Below are 15,991 nucleotides of genomic sequence, written 5' to 3' on the forward strand. Positions count from 1 at the left end.
CCAGCTTCTTTATCCTGTCGGATGGTATCGATTGTCTGGCGATCGGCACCGCTCAGGATCACAAGCGCGTAGGCGACGGCGATACCGGCCCCAATACCGGTGGCATGGGGGCCTATAGCCCGGCGCCGGTCCTGACCCCTGCCCTGCAAGATCAGGTCATGCGCGATATTGTGCGCCCGACGATTTTGGAAATGACCAAGCGCGGAATGCCGTTTCAAGGCGTGCTTTACGCAGGATTGATGATCAAGGACGGGCTGGCGCGGCTGGTGGAATATAACGTGCGCTTTGGCGATCCTGAATGTCAGGTCCTGATGATGCGGTTGGGCGCGCAGGCGTTGGATCTGATTCTGGCCTGCGCCGAGGGCCGCTTAAGCGATGCCCGCGTCAATTGGGCCGACGATCATGCGCTGACGGTGGTTTTGGCAAGCCAGGGCTATCCGGGCGATTACGTTAAAGGCAGCGTGATTTCTGGGTTGGACGGCCTGCCCGATGACAGCGCGCAAAAGCTGTTTCATGCGGGCACCGCGCAGCAGAATGGCCAGATCATTGCAACCGGTGGGCGCGTTCTGGCGGCGACGGCAAGGGGCGCTACCCTGCGCGAGGCTCATGACCGTGCCTATGCCTTGGCCGATGCGATTGACTGGCCGCAGGGCTTTTATCGCCGAGATATCGGCTGGCGGGCACTTTAGGCCTTTTCTTCCCCCCGATGCCGACACTATAGTTCGTTCCATGACACGGACACGAAACATATCGACGGCCCAGAACGCGCAAATCGGCGCGCGTTTCGCTGTCAGCCTCCGTGGTCTGCTTCTTCTTACGCTTCACTGAGCGGGTCTCCGGGCCACCGCTCAGCGAGGATGCGCCCGGTTCCTGACAGCACAAGCGTAAGAAAGAATTGAGATATGTCTGACAAAAATCGCGTCGTAATCTTTGACACCACCCTGCGTGACGGCGAACAATCGCCCGGCGCAACCATGACCCATGCCGAAAAGATCGAAATCGCCCAGATGTTGGACGAAATGGGTGTGGACGTGATCGAGGCGGGTTTTCCGATTGCCTCTGAGGGCGATTTTGCCGCCGTGACCGAAATCGCAAAGAATGCGAAAAATTCGGTGATCTGTGGTCTGGCCCGAGCACAATTTGGCGACATCGACCGCTGCTGGGAGGCCGTGAAACATGCGCGCCAGCCGCGCATCCATACCTTCATCGGCACCTCGCCGCTGCACCGCGCCATCCCCAATCTGGATATGGATCAGATGGCCGAGCGGATCGAGCAGACCGTTAGCCATGCCCGCAACCTGTGTGACAATGTGCAATGGTCACCGATGGATGCGACCCGGACCGAGCATGATTACCTGTGCCGCGTGGTCGAAATCGCCATTCGTGCCGGTGCGACGACGATCAATATCCCCGATACGGTCGGCTATACCGCGCCCCGCGAATCGGCAGACCTGATCCGCATGCTGCTCGAGCGGGTACCCGGCGCCGATGACATCATTTTTGCGACCCACTGCCATAACGATCTGGGCATGGCGACCGCGAACTCGCTGGCTGCGGTCGAGGCTGGTGCGCGTCAGATCGAATGCACCATCAATGGTCTGGGCGAACGCGCGGGCAATACCGCGCTCGAAGAGGTCGTCATGGCCATGCGTGTGCGTCATGACATCATGCCCTTCACCACCCGCATCGACACCACCAAGATCATGGGAATTTCTCGCCGCGTGGCGCAGGTCTCGGGCTTTCCGGTGCAATTCAACAAGGCCATCGTCGGCAAGAACGCCTTCCTGCATGAATCGGGCATCCATCAGGATGGCGTGCTGAAAAACGTCGAAACCTTTGAAATCATGCGCCCCGCAGATATTGGCCTGAACGAAGCCAATATCGTCATGGGCAAGCATTCGGGCCGCGCCGCGCTGCGATCCAAGCTCAGCGAGCTGGGCTATGAAATTGGCGACAACCAGCTGAAAGACGTCTTTGTCCGCTTCAAGGCCTTGGCTGACCGCAAAAAAGAGATCTATGACGAGGATCTGGTTGCGCTGATGCAAGATAGCGCCGCCAATACCGAAGATGACCATCTGCAGGTCAAACACCTCAAGGTTGTCTGCGGCAGCGACGGGCAATCAGCCGATCTGACCATGCTGGTCGGCGGCGAGGAAAAAGCGGTACACGCCACGGGCGATGGTCCGGTCGACGCCTGTTTCAACGCGGTCAAGCAGATCTTCCCGCATGAGGCACGGCTGAAGCTGTATCAGGTTCATGCAGTCACCGACGGCACCGATGCGCAGGCCACGGTTTCGGTCCGCCTGGAGGAAAATGGCCGTATCGTGAATGGTCAGGCGGCGGATACCGATACCATTCTGGCCAGCGTCAAAGCCTATGTCGGCGCGCTGAACCATCTGATCCTGCGCCGCGCCAATACCTCGCCCGATGCCGATACCAAAGGCATCACGATGTACTCGCATTGAGCCGCGCAAAAGCGTAGGCTACGGGCGCGGCAGCATTTGCCGCGCCTTTTTTTAGCCAGGCCAGTCGAAGCCGCGCCCGCGCAAGCGGTCGTTTTGGCCGGGTTCATCCACAAGTTTCGGCGATTTTCGCCGAGAGCATGGATTGGATGTAAAAATAGGTTTCCGGCGGATGCTTGCCGTCATATATGGGGCCAGCCGTCACGTGGCATATCGTCGCTAGGCTGGCATGAGGCGCAATCGGCAGACCGGCGCAGACCGGTGTGAAAGGACTATATTGACATGGCATTCGGCGGTTTGTTTTCAACCGATATTGCAATCGACCTCGGCACTGCGAACACGCTGATCTATGTCAAGGGCAAGGGCGTCATCTTGAATGAACCCTCGGTGGTTGCCTTTCACGTCAAGGACGGCAAAAAGCAGGTGCTGGCCGTCGGCGAAGACGCCAAGCTGATGCTTGGCCGTACCCCCGGCTCGATCGAAGCGATCCGTCCGATGCGCGAAGGCGTCATCGCGGATTTCGATAGCGCCGAAGAAATGATCAAGCATTTCATCAAGAAAGTTTTCAAGCGCACGACCTTTTCCAAGCCGAAGGTCATCGTTTGCGTACCCCATGGTGCGACCCCGGTTGAAAAGCGCGCGATCCGTCAATCGGTTCTTTCGGCTGGCGCGCGCAAGGCCGGGCTGATCGCGGAACCGATTGCTGCGGCAATTGGCGCGGGCATGCCGATCACCGATCCCACCGGCTCGATGGTGGTTGATATCGGCGGCGGCACCACCGAGGTTGCGGTTCTGTCGCTTGGCGATGTGGTTTACGCGCGCTCGGTCCGTATCGGTGGCGACCGCATGGACGAGTCGATCATCAACTATCTCCGCCGCAGCCATAACCTGCTGATCGGTGAATCGACGGCCGAGCGCGTCAAGACCCAGATCGGCACTGCCCGCATGCCCGATGACGGGCGTGGCGCTGCGCTGATGGTGCGTGGGCGCGATCTGCTGAACGGGATCCCCAAGGAAATGGAGATCACCCAGGCAATGGTCGCCGAGGCGCTGGCAGAGCCGGTTCAGCAAATCTGCGAAGCGGTCATGGTTGCGCTAGAGGCTACCCCGCCCGATCTGGGTGCTGATATCGTGGACCGCGGCGTCATGCTGACCGGTGGTGGTGCCATGCTGGGCGATCTGGATCTGGCGCTGCGCGAGCAGACCGGACTGTCGATCACCCTTGCTGACCAGCCCATGAGCTGTGTGGCATTGGGAACTGGCAAAGCGCTCGAGTTCGAAAAGCAGCTGCGCCACGTCATCGACTACGACAGCTAAGGCCCCAAAGTGGCGCGTAAAGGCCCCGATTTCGCGTCTCCGGTCCGGCGGATCCTGATCTCTGTTCTGGTCATGGTCCTGCTTGCCACCTTCCTTTTCTGGAAGATCGACAGCCCGCGCGCAGAACGTATGCGCGCGGCTTTCGTTGACCGCTTTGTGCCCGGTTTCGAATGGGCACTGATCCCCGTGACCAAATTCAGCAATATGGTCGCGGGCTTTCAGTCCTATGCCCGCTTGCATGAGCAAAACCAGGAACTGCGGCGCGAGTTGCAGAAAATGTCCGCCTGGAAAGAGGCCGCCGTGCAGCTGGAGCAGGAAAATGCCAAGCTCCTGTCGCAAAACAATGTGCGCATCGATCCGGCGCTGACCTCGGTTTCAGGGGTTGTGCTGACCGACAGCGGCACGGCCTTTCGCCAGTCCGTCTTGCTGAACGTGGGTGCGCGCGACGGTATTGTTGATGGCTGGGCCACGATGGACGGTCTGGGGCTGGTCGGGCGCATTTCAGGCGTGGGCGAGACGACCAGCCGCGTCATGCTGCTGACCGACCCCTCGTCCCGCATTCCCGTTACGATCCAGCCCTCGGGGCAACGTGCCTTGATGGGCGGTGACAATACCGCCCTTCCCGTGCTTGATTTCATCGAAAGCCCCGAGAACGTGCGTCCGGGTGACCGCATCGTCAGTTCTGGCGATGGCGGGGTCTTTCCGCCGGGTCTTTTGGTGGGCCAACTGGCAATGGCAACCGATGGCCGGCTGCGCGTGCGCATGGCCGCCGATTATGGTCGCCTAGAGTTTTTGCGAGTGCTGCGCAGCCACCCGTCCGAGCAGCTGGCCGATTCTGGTCGCCTGATCCCGCCCCCACCGCCCGAGTTCGTCGGCCCGCGCATGCCCGCGACCTTCGGCCTTGGCGATGCAACGCAGCCCGTCCCGAATGATTGAGCGCGTCCGCCACCGTCGCTATGTCGGCATGGTGCTTTACGCCCTGGTCATGCTGGTGATCTTGCTCGTGCGGCTGCTGCCACTTAGCCCCGGCAGCATCACCTGGCCCGGCCCCGACCTGATGCTTGCGGTCACGCTGGTCTGGGTCCTGCGCCGCCCCGAGCAATTGCCCGTCCTGCTGATCGCCGCCGTCTTCTTTATCGAAGATATGCTGATGATGCGCCCACCCGGGCTTTGGACGGCATTGGTCATCGTTGCAACCGAGGCCGCACGTCATCGTGAGCATCGCTGGCGCGAATTGCCGTTTATGGTCGAATGGCTGCGGGTCGCCTTGCTGATCGCGCTGATCGTCTTGGCCAACAGGTTCACCATGGCTATTTTCTTTGTCCAGCTTCCGTCTTTGGGACAGGTAATTTTGCAATATATCGCAACAGTGATGTCTTATCCGATCGTCGTGGCATTGGCGCGCTGGACACTTGGGTTGCGGCGGGTCGATTATATCGAGGCCGAAATCATGAGGCATCGCTAAGCCATGAGGAAATCTCCTAAGGAGATCGTCGAAAGCAAACGCGGCATTTCGCGGCGTGGGCTTTTGCTGGGCACGGTCCAGCTTGGCGTCATTGCCACGCTGGGAATGCGGCTGCGCTCGATGCAGCTTGATCACGCGGATCAATACCGCATGTTATCGGATGGCAACTCGATCAAGATCCGCCTGCTGCCCCCCGCGCGCGGGCTGATCCTTGACCGCAACGGTCTGGTTCTGGCGGGCAATGAGCAAAACTACCGCGTCACCCTGACCCGCGAAGAGGCGGGCGATTTCAGTGCGGTGATCGGTCGGCTGCGTCAGATCATTCCGATGACCGACAGCCAAACCGCAACCTTGGTGTCGGAAATCGAGCGGCGCAGCGCCGTTACCCCCGTCAGCGTGGCAGATCGGCTAAGCTGGGACGAGTTTGCCTCGATCGCGATCAATGCCCCGGCACTTCCGGGGGTTTCGCCTGAATCGGGTCTGTCGCGCAGCTATCCGCGCGGGCGGGACTTTGCCCATGTCATCGGCTATGTCGGGCCGGTGTCGGATTACGATCTGTCCAAGATCGAAAACCCCGACCCCGTTTTGCGCCTGCCCGAATTCCAGCTTGGCAAGGTCGGGATCGAGGCCAAACTCGAAGAGGAATTGCGCGGCAAAGCGGGGGCCCGCCGTATCGAGGTCAACAGCGCTGGCCGCGAGATGCGCGAACTGAGCCGTCAAGAGGGCCAACAGGGCGCGACAGTCCAGCTGACGATCGATGCCGCGCTGCAAAACTTTGCAACCCAACGCCTGGGCGAGGAAAGCGCCGCCGCGGTCGTGATCGATGTGACCAATGGCGATATTGTCGCCATCTCATCGTCGCCGGTCTTTGATCCCAACATGTTCGTGCGCGGCATCAGCGGGCCGGACTACCGCGCGCTGATGAACCATGACCACCGCCCCTTGGCCGATAAAACCGTTCAGGGGGTCTATCCGCCCGGCTCGACCTATAAAATGGTCTCGCTGCTTGCAGGGCTGGACGCGGGCATTATCAACGCAAATTCGCATTACTATTGCCCGGGATACCTGCAGGTCTCTGGCCGCCGCTTCCATTGTTGGAGCAGGGGCGGCCATGGATCGGTCAATGCGGTGCAAAGCCTAGAGCGGTCCTGCGACGTTTATTACTATGAGCTGGCACAGCAAATCGGCATTGACCGCATGTCGGCCATGGCAAGACGCCTTGGTCTGGGGGTGCGCCACGATCTGCCGATGTCTGCGGTCGCCGAAGGCATCGCCCCTGACCGCGACTGGAAACGCAAGCGCTATAATCAGGAATGGCAGGTCGGCGATTCCATCAACGCAAGCATTGGTCAGGGCTATGTTCTGGCGTCGCCCCTGCAGCTTGCGGTGATGACGGCGCGAATTGCCTCGGGCAAAGCCATCACACCCCGACTGGTGCGCTCGATCGACGGCGTGACCCAACCCGTGCCCGAATTTGAAAGCCTTGGCATCTCCGAGGCTCATTTGCGCACGGCCCGCGCCGGTATGGATGCGGTTGTCAACGGCAGCCATGGCACCGGCGCGAAAAGCAAGATCATCGCGCCGGAATGGCGCATGGCGGGCAAGTCGGGCACCTCGCAGGTCCGCAACATCACCGCAGCCGAGCGTGCGCGCGGCGTGATCCGCAACGAGCAATTGCCGTGGAACCGGCGCGACCACGCGCTTTTCGTCTGCTACGCCCCCTATGACAATCCGCGCTATGCGGTGTCGGTGGTGGTGGAACATGGTATGGGCGGCTCGACCGCCGCGGCACCGATTGCTCGCGACATCTTGCTTTATGCATTGGCAGGCGGCCTTCCCCCGCTGAGCGCCTATCCCCAAAGTCAGCGTGGCGGGATCGAGGAAATGCGCAAAAACATGAACCTTGCCCCGACAACCGTCGCACAAGCCGGACGGGCAAGGGCCTGAGCCATGAGCTATCTTGATTACAAAGTCGCCCAGACACCAACGGGCATCAAAAAGATCCTTTATCTGAACTGGCCCTTGGTCTTTCTGGTCACGGCAGTCTCTTGCATCGGGTTCTTGATGCTCTACTCGGTGTCGGGCGGCGATATCGATCGTTGGGCCGGACCGCAGATGGTGCGATTTGCCATCGGTATGGCGATGATGTTTACTTTGGCCTTTGTGCCGACATGGTTCTGGCGCTCGATCGCGGTCGGGGCTTATGTCTTATGCGTGATCTTGCTGATCCTGGTGGAAACCATGGGCCATATCGGCATGGGCGCGCAGCGCTGGCTGGATCTTGGCCCATTCAAGCTGCAGCCATCAGAGCTGACCAAGGTGGCCTTTGTGCTGACGCTGGCGGTCTATTACGACTGGCTGCCCGTCGAGAAAGTCTCGCGACCGCTTTGGGTTCTGATCCCGGTTTTGCTGATCTTGCTGCCGACGGGGCTGGTGCTGATGCAGCCCGATCTGGGAACATCGGTCATGCTGATCGCGGGGGGCGGCATCGTCATGTTCGCCGCCGGTGTCAGCCTGTGGTATTTCGGTGCGGTCATTGCGGTTGTGGTGGCGATGGTAACGGCGGTCATGGAAAGCCGTGGCACTGATTGGCAAATCCTGCATGATTACCAATTCAAGCGGATCGACACCTTCCTTGACCCCGGCTCTGATCCTTTGGGGGCGGGTTACAACATCATGCAGGCGCAGATCGCCTTGGGTACGGGCGGCTGGTCGGGGCGTGGCTTCATGCAGGGTTCGCAATCGCGGCTAAACTTTCTGCCCGAGAAGCACACGGACTTTATCTTTACTTCGCTGGCCGAAGAATTCGGCTTTGTCGGTGCCGCCTCGCTTTTGGTGCTCTATACGCTGATTTTGGGCTTTTGCCTTCATTCGGCCCTGACCAATCGCGACCGCTTTGCCAGCCTGACCACCATTGGCATCGCTGGCACATTCTTTCTGTATATGGCGATCAATATGGGCATGGTCATGGGAATGCTGCCCGCCAAGGGCTCGCCCTTGCCACTTGTAAGTTACGGTGGAACCGCCATGATGATCGTATTGATCTCATTTGGAATTGTTCAGTCAGCCCATGTCCACCGCCCCAGATAAGACGATGAAGGTGCTTTTCGCCGCCCCCGCGCGCTATTGGGACGAATGGCAGCCCGCGCTGACCGCCGCCTGCCCCGAAATGGCGCTAGAGCGCGACGGCGACCCGGCAAGTTTTGACGCTTTGATCTATGCGCCCGGCTATCCCGAGGATGGCTCGACGCTGGATTTCACCCCCTTTACCCGTGCCCGCGTCGTTCAAAGCTTGTGGGCCGGGGTCGAGCGGATCGTCACCAATGCCACGCTGACCCAACCCCTGTGCCGCATGGTCGATCCCGGCCTGTCGCAAGGGATGATGGAATATTGCCTGGGCTGGGTGATGCGCGCGCATCTGGGTATGGACCATTATGCACAGGATGGGATCTGGCGCGGCGGTCAGGTCCCGCCCTTGGCGAATGAACGCAACGTGACCATTCTGGGCATGGGAGAGCTGGGCCGTCAGTTGGCCCGCGCGCTTCTAGCATTGGGTTTTCAGGTCACGGGCTGGTCCACATCGGGTCGCCCGGTCGAGGGCGTGCACAGTTTGGCCGCCCAAGCCCTGCCCCAGGCGCTGGCTCGGGCAGAAATTCTGGTCTCGCTCTTGCCGGACACGCCTGCCACGCGCGAGTTGCTGAACCATCAGACTTTGGCGATGCTGCCCAAGGGTGCGTGGATCATCAACGGTGGGCGCGGCACATTGATCCACCAGGAAGATTTGCTAGAGGGGCTGGACCTTAACCGTCCGGGTCACGCGGTTCTGGATGTGTTCGTGCACGAACCCTTGCGTCCCGATCACCCCTATTGGCATCACCCCGGCGTCACCGTGACCCCCCATATCGCCGCAGCCACCCGCCCGGCCACGGCAGCCCCGGTCGCCGTCGAAAACCTGCGCCGTGCCATGGCAAACCAACCGCTGCTTTATCTGGTTGATCGCGATCGTGGTTACTAGGAACATGGCCCAAGCTTCACGGCATTCATTCTGCGACATGCTGTGAAACTTTACCTTGAATTCCTGCGATGTTCCGCTTGGAAATATTCAGATTTCTGGCAAAAAGGCGGATAAGGCCTGAAATGGGCATTCAGCTTGCGTGCGAAGGCCTGCCATATGGTTGGCAGCGCGCTTGCGACAATGGAGAACGTGCATGACGATTACCCCGGTCCTTTTGGCGGGCGGCTCTGGTACCCGGCTTTGGCCGGTTTCGCGCAAGTCTTTTCCCAAACAATTCGCCCCGCTCGTTGGCGAGGAATCACTGTTTCAGGCATCGGCACGCCGACTTTCAGGGGATCGCTTTGCCGCACCGGTGGTGATGACCAATGCCGATTTCCGCTTTATCGTCGCAGAACAGCTGGATCAGATCGGTCAAAGACCCTCGGCAATCCTGATCGAGCCCTCGGGGCGCAACACCGCTCCGGCGATTCTGGCCGCAGCCCTGACCATTGCCGCCACCGATCCCGATGCGCTGATGTTGGTTGCCCCCTCAGATCACGTCGTCCCAGATGCCGAGGCCTTCGGCCGCGCCGTCGATCTGGGCACAGCCGCAGCCCTAGCCGGCCAGATCGTCACCTTTGGCATCACCCCGACCCGGCCCGAAACCGGCTATGGTTATATGGAAACCTCTGCCCCGGGCGAGGGGCCAGTGGCGCTGAAGCGCTTTGTCGAAAAGCCCGATGCGGAAAATGCCGCGCGCATGATCAGCAATGGCAATTTTGTCTGGAACGCCGGGATTTTCCTTTTTGCCGCCAAAACCATGATCGCGGCATTTTCTGAACATGCCCCCGAATTCATCGCTCCGGTTGGCCGCGCACTAGAGCAGGCCCAGATGGATCTGGGCTTTTTGCGCCTTGCCGCCGAACCTTGGGACAGCCTGCCCGATCTGTCGATCGACTATGCAGTCCTGGAAAAGGCCGCCAACCTTAGCGTTGTGCGCTTCTCGGATCACTGGTCCGATCTGGGCGGCTGGGATGCGATCTGGCGCGAAGAGCTGATGATGCGCCCCGATCCAAGCGGCATTGTCACCGACAAACATGCCACCGCCATCGATTGCGAAAACGTGCTGCTGCGCTCGCAAGACGACGGGATCGAAGTCGTGGGCATCGGCCTGCGCGATCTGATGGTCGTTGCCACGAATGATGCGGTGCTGGTCGCTGACATGAGCCGCGCGCAAGATGTACGCAAAGCGGTCTCTGCGCTGAAATCCAAAGGGGCGCGGCAGGCCGAAACCTTTCTGCGCGATCACCGCCCCTGGGGCTGGTTCGAGACCCTTGCCCTTGCCGATCGCTTTCAGGTCAAGCGTATCGTCGTCAAGCCGGGCGCGGCATTGTCGCTGCAAAGCCATTTCCACCGCTCAGAGCATTGGATCGTCGTCTCGGGAACGGCCAAGGTCACGGTCAACGATCAAGTCACTTTGGTGACGGAAAACCAGTCGATTTACGTACCGCTTGGCGCCGTGCATCGCATGGAAAACCCCGGCAAAGTGCCGATGGTGTTGATCGAGGTCCAGACCGGCGCCTATCTGGGCGAAGATGACATTGTGCGCTATGAGGATGTCTATTCGCGCAACTAGGGCATCGTCCTGCGCTTACCCGGCGGGTTGGTGACAGGTTTTGCCAGCCAACCGGTCAAGACCAAGATTTTTTCGCAATTGCATTCACGGGGCGCGCCTGATAAAAACCGCGTCCCGTCCGAACATCTGTGCAGGCTTGTGCCTTTGGCACAGCCTTCCTTGAAAATCTGGTCCCGGAACCTTCCGATGCAACGCTCCATGTTCCGCATGGCCCTTTTGTTGGGCCTTCTTTCCGCCGTCGGTCCCTTTGCGATCGACATGTATCTGCCGGCGCTGCCGCAGATTGCTGCTGATATGAATTCGACCCAGGCCGTCGCACAACAGACGCTGTCGATTTACTTTCTTGTCTTTGGCGTTGCGCAAATGATCTACGGCCCGATGGCAGATGCATTGGGTCGCAGACGTCCGCTGATTATCGGCGTTTCGCTGTTTTTTGTCGCATCGATCGGGGCAATCCTTGCACCCGATATGCAAAGCTTGATCTTTGCCCGCGCCGTTCAGGCATTGGGGGCAGCAACCTTGATGGTGGTTCCGCGCGCAATCGTGCGGGATATGTCATCTGGCCCGGATGCGACGCGCATGATGGCGGCGATCATGATCGTGATTTCGGTCTCGCCGATGCTGGCGCCCATGGCGGGCTCTTTGGTTTTGGCCTTTGCGGGCTGGCCCATGATCTTTGCCTGTTTGGCCGCGGCATCCGCGGTCGCGCTTTTGCTGATCATCTTTGTGCTGCAAGAGACGCTGCCCCCTCAGGCGCGCCAACCCATCCGCGCCAAAGCGATGATCCAAGGCTTGCTGGTCTTGGTAAAGTCACGCCGTTTCATGGGCTTGTCGATGATCGGCGGCTTTTCGATGGCCAGCTTTTTCGTCTATCTGGCGGCCGCACCCTTTGTCTATGCTCAGGATTTCGCCCTGACGCCAACCGGGTTTTCGCTGGTCTTTGCCATCAATGCCATCGGCTTTTTCGCAGCCTCGCAATTTGCAGGCTTTCTGGGCGAGAAGCTGGGCATGGAAAGGCTGATCGCCCTTGGCGTGACCGGGTTTATCGCATCTATTCTGGTGCTTAGCCTGCTGCTGGCTATCGGATTGCAGTCGCTGGTGCTGGTGATCGCGGGCCTGTTCATCGCCAATGCCTTTTTGGGCGTAGTCATGCCCACGGCCATGGTCATGTCGCTGGACCCCCACCCCGAGATCGCAGGTCTTGCCTCATCCTTAGGCGGCACGATCCAGATGCTGACGGGGGCGTTGATGATCGTATTATGTGGCCCGCTTTTCGCGCATGGGACGCTTGGCATGGTCTTGTCGATTGCGATTTGCGGTCTGCTGGCCTGGGCCGCTGCCTTTGTCGCTTTGCCGCGTTTGCGGCTCGCACTGCGCGGCTAACCGCTTTTTAAACAACAGCTGCGGGGCCGGACCGATAAAAGGGCGGCCCCGCAAGCACGTGCCTAGATATTGATCTGCTGACCCAGCTCAATCGCCCGGTGCGAGGGCAGGCGATAAAAGTTGGTTGCCTCGGATGCCGAGCGATACAGCCCCACATAAAGCCGCGCTGCCCATTTTGGCATCAGATTGGCGCGCCCGACCCGCAAAGACCTGCGGTTCAGGAAATAGCTTGTATTCATCACGTCAAATTTCAGATTATAGCGCTTGGCATGGGCCAATGCCTTGGGAACATTGGGTTGTTCCATATAGCCAAACCGGCAGATCACCTTCCAGAAGCGCGGCCCCAATTCGGTGACGATCAAGCGATCCTCGGGCTCGACCCGGGGGGTATGGGCCACCTCGACCTTGACGATGAAATTGCGCTCGTGAAGGACGCGGTTGTGTTTAAGGTTATGCATCAAGGCACTGGGGGCGATATTGGGATCGGCCGTCAGAAAGACCGCCGTTCCGGGCACCACGGTCGGGGGGGACTTTGCCAATTTGTTCACAAGAAACTGCATCCCGATCGCCTCGGCGGTCAATTTGAGCTGCAACAGCGCGGTGCCGCGCACCCAGATCAGCATCAAGCCGATAACCACCCCGGCAAAGAGCAGCGGAATATAGCCGCCATCGACCACTTTCATCAGATTGGCATAAAGGAAAATCACCTCGATCGAGAGGATGGGCAGGACAATGGCCAAGACCAAGATCCAGCTCCACCCCCAAGCATAGCGAAACACGATGATCGCCAGGATCGAGGTGATCACCATATCCCCCGTCACCGCGATCCCATAGGCGCTGGCCAGATTGGCCGAGCTGCCAAAGGCAAGCACCAAGGCCACGACCCCGACCATCAGGATCGAATTGACCCGCGGCATATAGATCTGTCCCAGTTGCTTGTCCGAAGTGTGCTGGATCTCTAGTCGTGGGGTCAGCCCCAGCTGAACTGCCTGCTGCGCGACTGAAAACGCCCCCGAAATCACCGCCTGGCTGGCAATCACCGTCGCCATCGTCGCCAAAAGCACCAAGGGCAGGCGGAACCAATCGGGCGCCATCAGAAAAAATGGATTGGCGACATTCTCGGGATGGGCAAGGATCATCGCCCCCTGCCCCAGATAGCTTAGCGTCAAGGCAGGCAAAACCAACCCCGCCCAAGCAATCCGCACGGGCTTGCGTCCGAAATGCCCCATATCGGCATAAAGGGCCTCGGCCCCGGTGACGGCCAGAAAGACCGAGCCAAGGACGGGCAAGGACCCAAAGCCGTTATGGATCAGGAAATTCCCGGCATTCAGCGGATTAAGCGCGCGCAAGATGCGCGAATCGTCCAGAATATGGGACGCGCCCAGTACGGCCATTGTCAGAAACCACACCAACATGATCGGTCCAAACAGACGCGCGACAGCCTCGGTCCCTGATCGTTGTACGGCGAATAAGACCATGACGATGGCGCAGGTCAGCGGCACCACCCAAGGGGTGAAAGCCGGGGTGATCAGCTCTAGCCCCTCGACCGCAGAGAGGACCGAAATCGCAGGCGTGATCATCGAATCGCCAAAAAACAACGACACGCCAATGATGCCCAAAAGGTAGATCGGCCATGACCGCCGCCCCAGCGCGCCCTGAACCTTGGCCACCAGTGACAGCGTCCCCCCCTCGCCACGGTTGTCGGCACGCATGATCAAAATGACATATTTCAGCGACACGATCAGCATCACCGTCCAAAACAGCAACGAGACGATGCCGATTACCGCATCCTCGGGCAGCCCCTCTTGGCGGGCGTGAACCAAAGATTCGCGCAATGCATATAGCGGAGAGGTGCCGATATCGCCGTAAACCACGCCAAGGCAGGCCAAGACCAACCCCGCCGACAGCTTTTGCTGGGCATGAGCATGGGGTTCTGGCTCGATCTGTGCGGGGTCAGGCAAGGCCTTAAGCAATTGTTCTGATGTGGATTGCGCAGTTTTGCCGGAAGCCGGGCCTTGCGCGCCCTTGTCCGGATCCTGCGCGCTGCCCACAAGTGTCTCGTCTGCGGCCATGCTCAAGCACCAACTTTCCATCGGCCCGAACGCCGGGCGAATGCCGCGCAAGCAATCACGGCTCTTTGAAAACGGCAAGCGGGCTTGAAGGGTTCCGGCGGCTAGGCGCCAAGAAGGCGTTCGTAGAGATGGATCAAAAAGGGCTCGGCTTCGGCAAAAGGATCACGCTGAGGACCAAGCACCGCACGGATCTGGCTTTCGAAATCCGCGTAATGCTGGGTCAAAGCCCAGATCGAGATGATCAGATGATAGGGGTCGACACGGGCAAGGCGCCCTTGATCCATCCACCCCGCAATGATCACGGCCTTTTCCTCGACCAAGCCGCGCAGACCGCCCACAAGGATCGGCTCTAACCGGGGGGCGCCTTGCAAAATCTCATTGGCAAACAGGCGGCTTTCTTGCGGAAAGTCGCGCGACAGACCCAGCTTTCGCTGCATGTAAGCCAGGATCTGTGCCTTGGGTTCGCCCTCGGGGTCGATGACCCGCAGCGGTGTCAACCACAGATCCAGCAAGGTCTCGAGTAAATTGCGATAAATCGCCTCTTTCGAGGCGAAGTAATAAAGCACATTGGGCTTGGACAGCTGCGCCGCCTCGGCAATGCGGTCGATCGTGGTTCCAGCGAAACCCGAGGCCGCAAATTCCTGCAAAGCAGCGTCAAGAATGCGCTGACGGTTTTTCTGCTGAATGCGGCTGGGTGCCTTTGGGCGATCATTCATGCCAAATTCCGATGCAATCTCAGTCTGATGGCTCAATCTAATGGGTGATACCCACAGGAAAGCTTGACTGACTCTATGCCCGTGCTAGCCTGATCCTGACCAAATGGTCAATATTCACATGGTCCGCCCCAGGAAAGCTTTGATGGCCCCCTGCCCGATTCGCCCCCTGACACATGCCGTGCCCCCTAGTTCGGGGAGGCCGGGCTGCGCCACCGCGCGGCGATCAGGCAAGACAAATTGGGCCGGAAATCGGGATAAGTCCATAACTCTGGGCCAGCTGCTGCGACGGACCTTTAGAATAGATCCCAAGGCCCGGCCACCGCGCCGGTCATCATAACAGACCCATTCAACCGGCCGTTCGCAAGAAAACGGCGGCAAGACAGGAAGGACCAGATCATGACCAGCGACAGCGGGGTGGCTTCGGCCAAGCTAGCGGCAGGACAGGCAGCCTCAGAGGGGCCAGCCTCGAACATGCGCACCGATGGCGCGCGACTTTGGGACAGCCTGATGGATATGGCCAAGATCGGTCCCGGCATTGCTGGCGGAAACAACCGCCAGACCCTGACCGATGCTGATGGCGAGGGTCGCGCCCTCTTTCAACGCTGGTGCGAAGCTGCGGGCATGAGCATGAGCGTTGACCAGATGGGCAATATGTTCATGCGCCATGAGGGCGTCGAGCCGGATCTGGACCCGGTCTATATCGGCAGCCACCTGGATACCCAGCCCACCGGCGGAAAATATGATGGCGTGCTGGGGGTTCTTGCGGGGCTGGAGGTGATCCGCACGATCAAGGATCTGGGGTTGAAAACCCGCCGCCCGATCATCGTGACCAACTGGACCAACGAAGAGGGCACTCGTTTTGCCCCGGCCATGATGGCCTCGGCGGTTTTTGCGGGCATTCTTGGTTTGGAAGAGGCTTATGACAAGCGCGATGCCAAGGGGCTTC

At 59.7% G+C, this 15,991-nt stretch carries 13 protein-coding genes; 11 read left to right on the forward strand and 2 right to left on the reverse strand.

All coding sequences use genetic code 11. From position 1 onward, the window contains the following. The 10 genes from RTS12_RS15645 to RTS12_RS15690 all read left to right on the forward strand — a co-directional run. Positions 1-689 (forward strand): phosphoribosylglycinamide synthetase C domain-containing protein (locus RTS12_RS15645; RefSeq protein WP_312530178.1); only part of this gene is annotated, 689 nt, incomplete at its 5' end. 213 nt (positions 690-902) lie between these two features. Next, positions 903-2,465, forward strand: a complete 1,563-nt coding sequence (locus RTS12_RS15650) for a 2-isopropylmalate synthase (RefSeq protein WP_312530180.1) — start codon at positions 903-905, stop codon at positions 2,463-2,465. 279 nt (positions 2,466-2,744) lie between these two features. Further along, positions 2,745-3,779, forward strand: coding sequence for a rod shape-determining protein (locus RTS12_RS15655; RefSeq protein ID WP_312530182.1), 1,035 nt, complete (start codon positions 2,745-2,747; stop codon positions 3,777-3,779). Positions 3,780-3,788: 9 nt separating this feature from the next. Further along, complete coding sequence (gene mreC, locus RTS12_RS15660) at positions 3,789-4,715, forward strand: rod shape-determining protein MreC (protein ID WP_312530184.1); 927 nt, start codon at positions 3,789-3,791, stop codon at positions 4,713-4,715. Beyond that, a complete protein-coding gene (locus tag RTS12_RS15665; protein ID WP_312530186.1) occupies positions 4,708-5,244 on the forward strand; it encodes a rod shape-determining protein MreD in 537 nt (178 codons plus the stop codon). Before mreC ends, RTS12_RS15665 begins: the two co-directional genes overlap by 8 nt. 3 nt (positions 5,245-5,247) lie before the next feature. Continuing rightward, on the forward strand, positions 5,248-7,191 hold the full coding sequence (gene mrdA, locus RTS12_RS15670; RefSeq protein WP_312530187.1) for a penicillin-binding protein 2: 1,944 nt from the start codon (positions 5,248-5,250) through the stop codon (positions 7,189-7,191). A 3-nt stretch (positions 7,192-7,194) separates the two neighbouring features. Continuing rightward, a complete protein-coding gene (gene rodA / locus RTS12_RS15675) occupies positions 7,195-8,334 on the forward strand; it encodes a rod shape-determining protein RodA (RefSeq protein WP_312530189.1) in 1,140 nt (379 codons plus the stop codon). A 4-nt stretch (positions 8,335-8,338) separates the two neighbouring features. Then, positions 8,339-9,259 carry a glyoxylate/hydroxypyruvate reductase A gene (locus RTS12_RS15680; protein WP_312530191.1) on the forward strand — a complete coding sequence of 307 codons (921 nt, stop codon included), beginning with the start codon at positions 8,339-8,341 and terminating at the stop codon, positions 9,257-9,259. A gap of 193 nt (positions 9,260-9,452) precedes the next feature. After that, complete coding sequence (locus tag RTS12_RS15685) at positions 9,453-10,874, forward strand: mannose-1-phosphate guanylyltransferase/mannose-6-phosphate isomerase (RefSeq protein WP_312530193.1); 1,422 nt, start codon at positions 9,453-9,455, stop codon at positions 10,872-10,874. A gap of 186 nt (positions 10,875-11,060) precedes the next feature. Next, on the forward strand, positions 11,061-12,257 hold the full coding sequence (locus RTS12_RS15690; RefSeq protein WP_312530195.1) for a multidrug effflux MFS transporter: 1,197 nt from the start codon (positions 11,061-11,063) through the stop codon (positions 12,255-12,257). A gap of 62 nt (positions 12,258-12,319) precedes the next feature. Here RTS12_RS15690 and RTS12_RS15695 read toward each other — a convergent pair whose 3' ends face one another. Continuing rightward, complete coding sequence (locus tag RTS12_RS15695; protein ID WP_312530197.1) at positions 12,320-14,329, reverse strand: potassium transporter Kup; 2,010 nt, start codon at positions 14,327-14,329, stop codon at positions 12,320-12,322. A 101-nt stretch (positions 14,330-14,430) separates the two neighbouring features. Further along, positions 14,431-15,045, reverse strand: coding sequence for a TetR family transcriptional regulator C-terminal domain-containing protein (locus tag RTS12_RS15700; protein WP_312530199.1), 615 nt, complete (start codon positions 15,043-15,045; stop codon positions 14,431-14,433). Positions 15,046-15,516: 471 nt separating this feature from the next. Here RTS12_RS15700 and RTS12_RS15705 point away from each other — a divergent pair. After that, positions 15,517-15,991: M20/M25/M40 family metallo-hydrolase (locus RTS12_RS15705; protein WP_312530200.1), on the forward strand; the 475-nt coding region annotated here is incomplete at its 3' end.

It is taken from the genome of Paracoccus sp. (in: a-proteobacteria) (assembly GCF_032007265.1).
Taxonomy (GTDB): Bacteria; Pseudomonadota; Alphaproteobacteria; order Rhodobacterales; family Rhodobacteraceae; genus Paracoccus.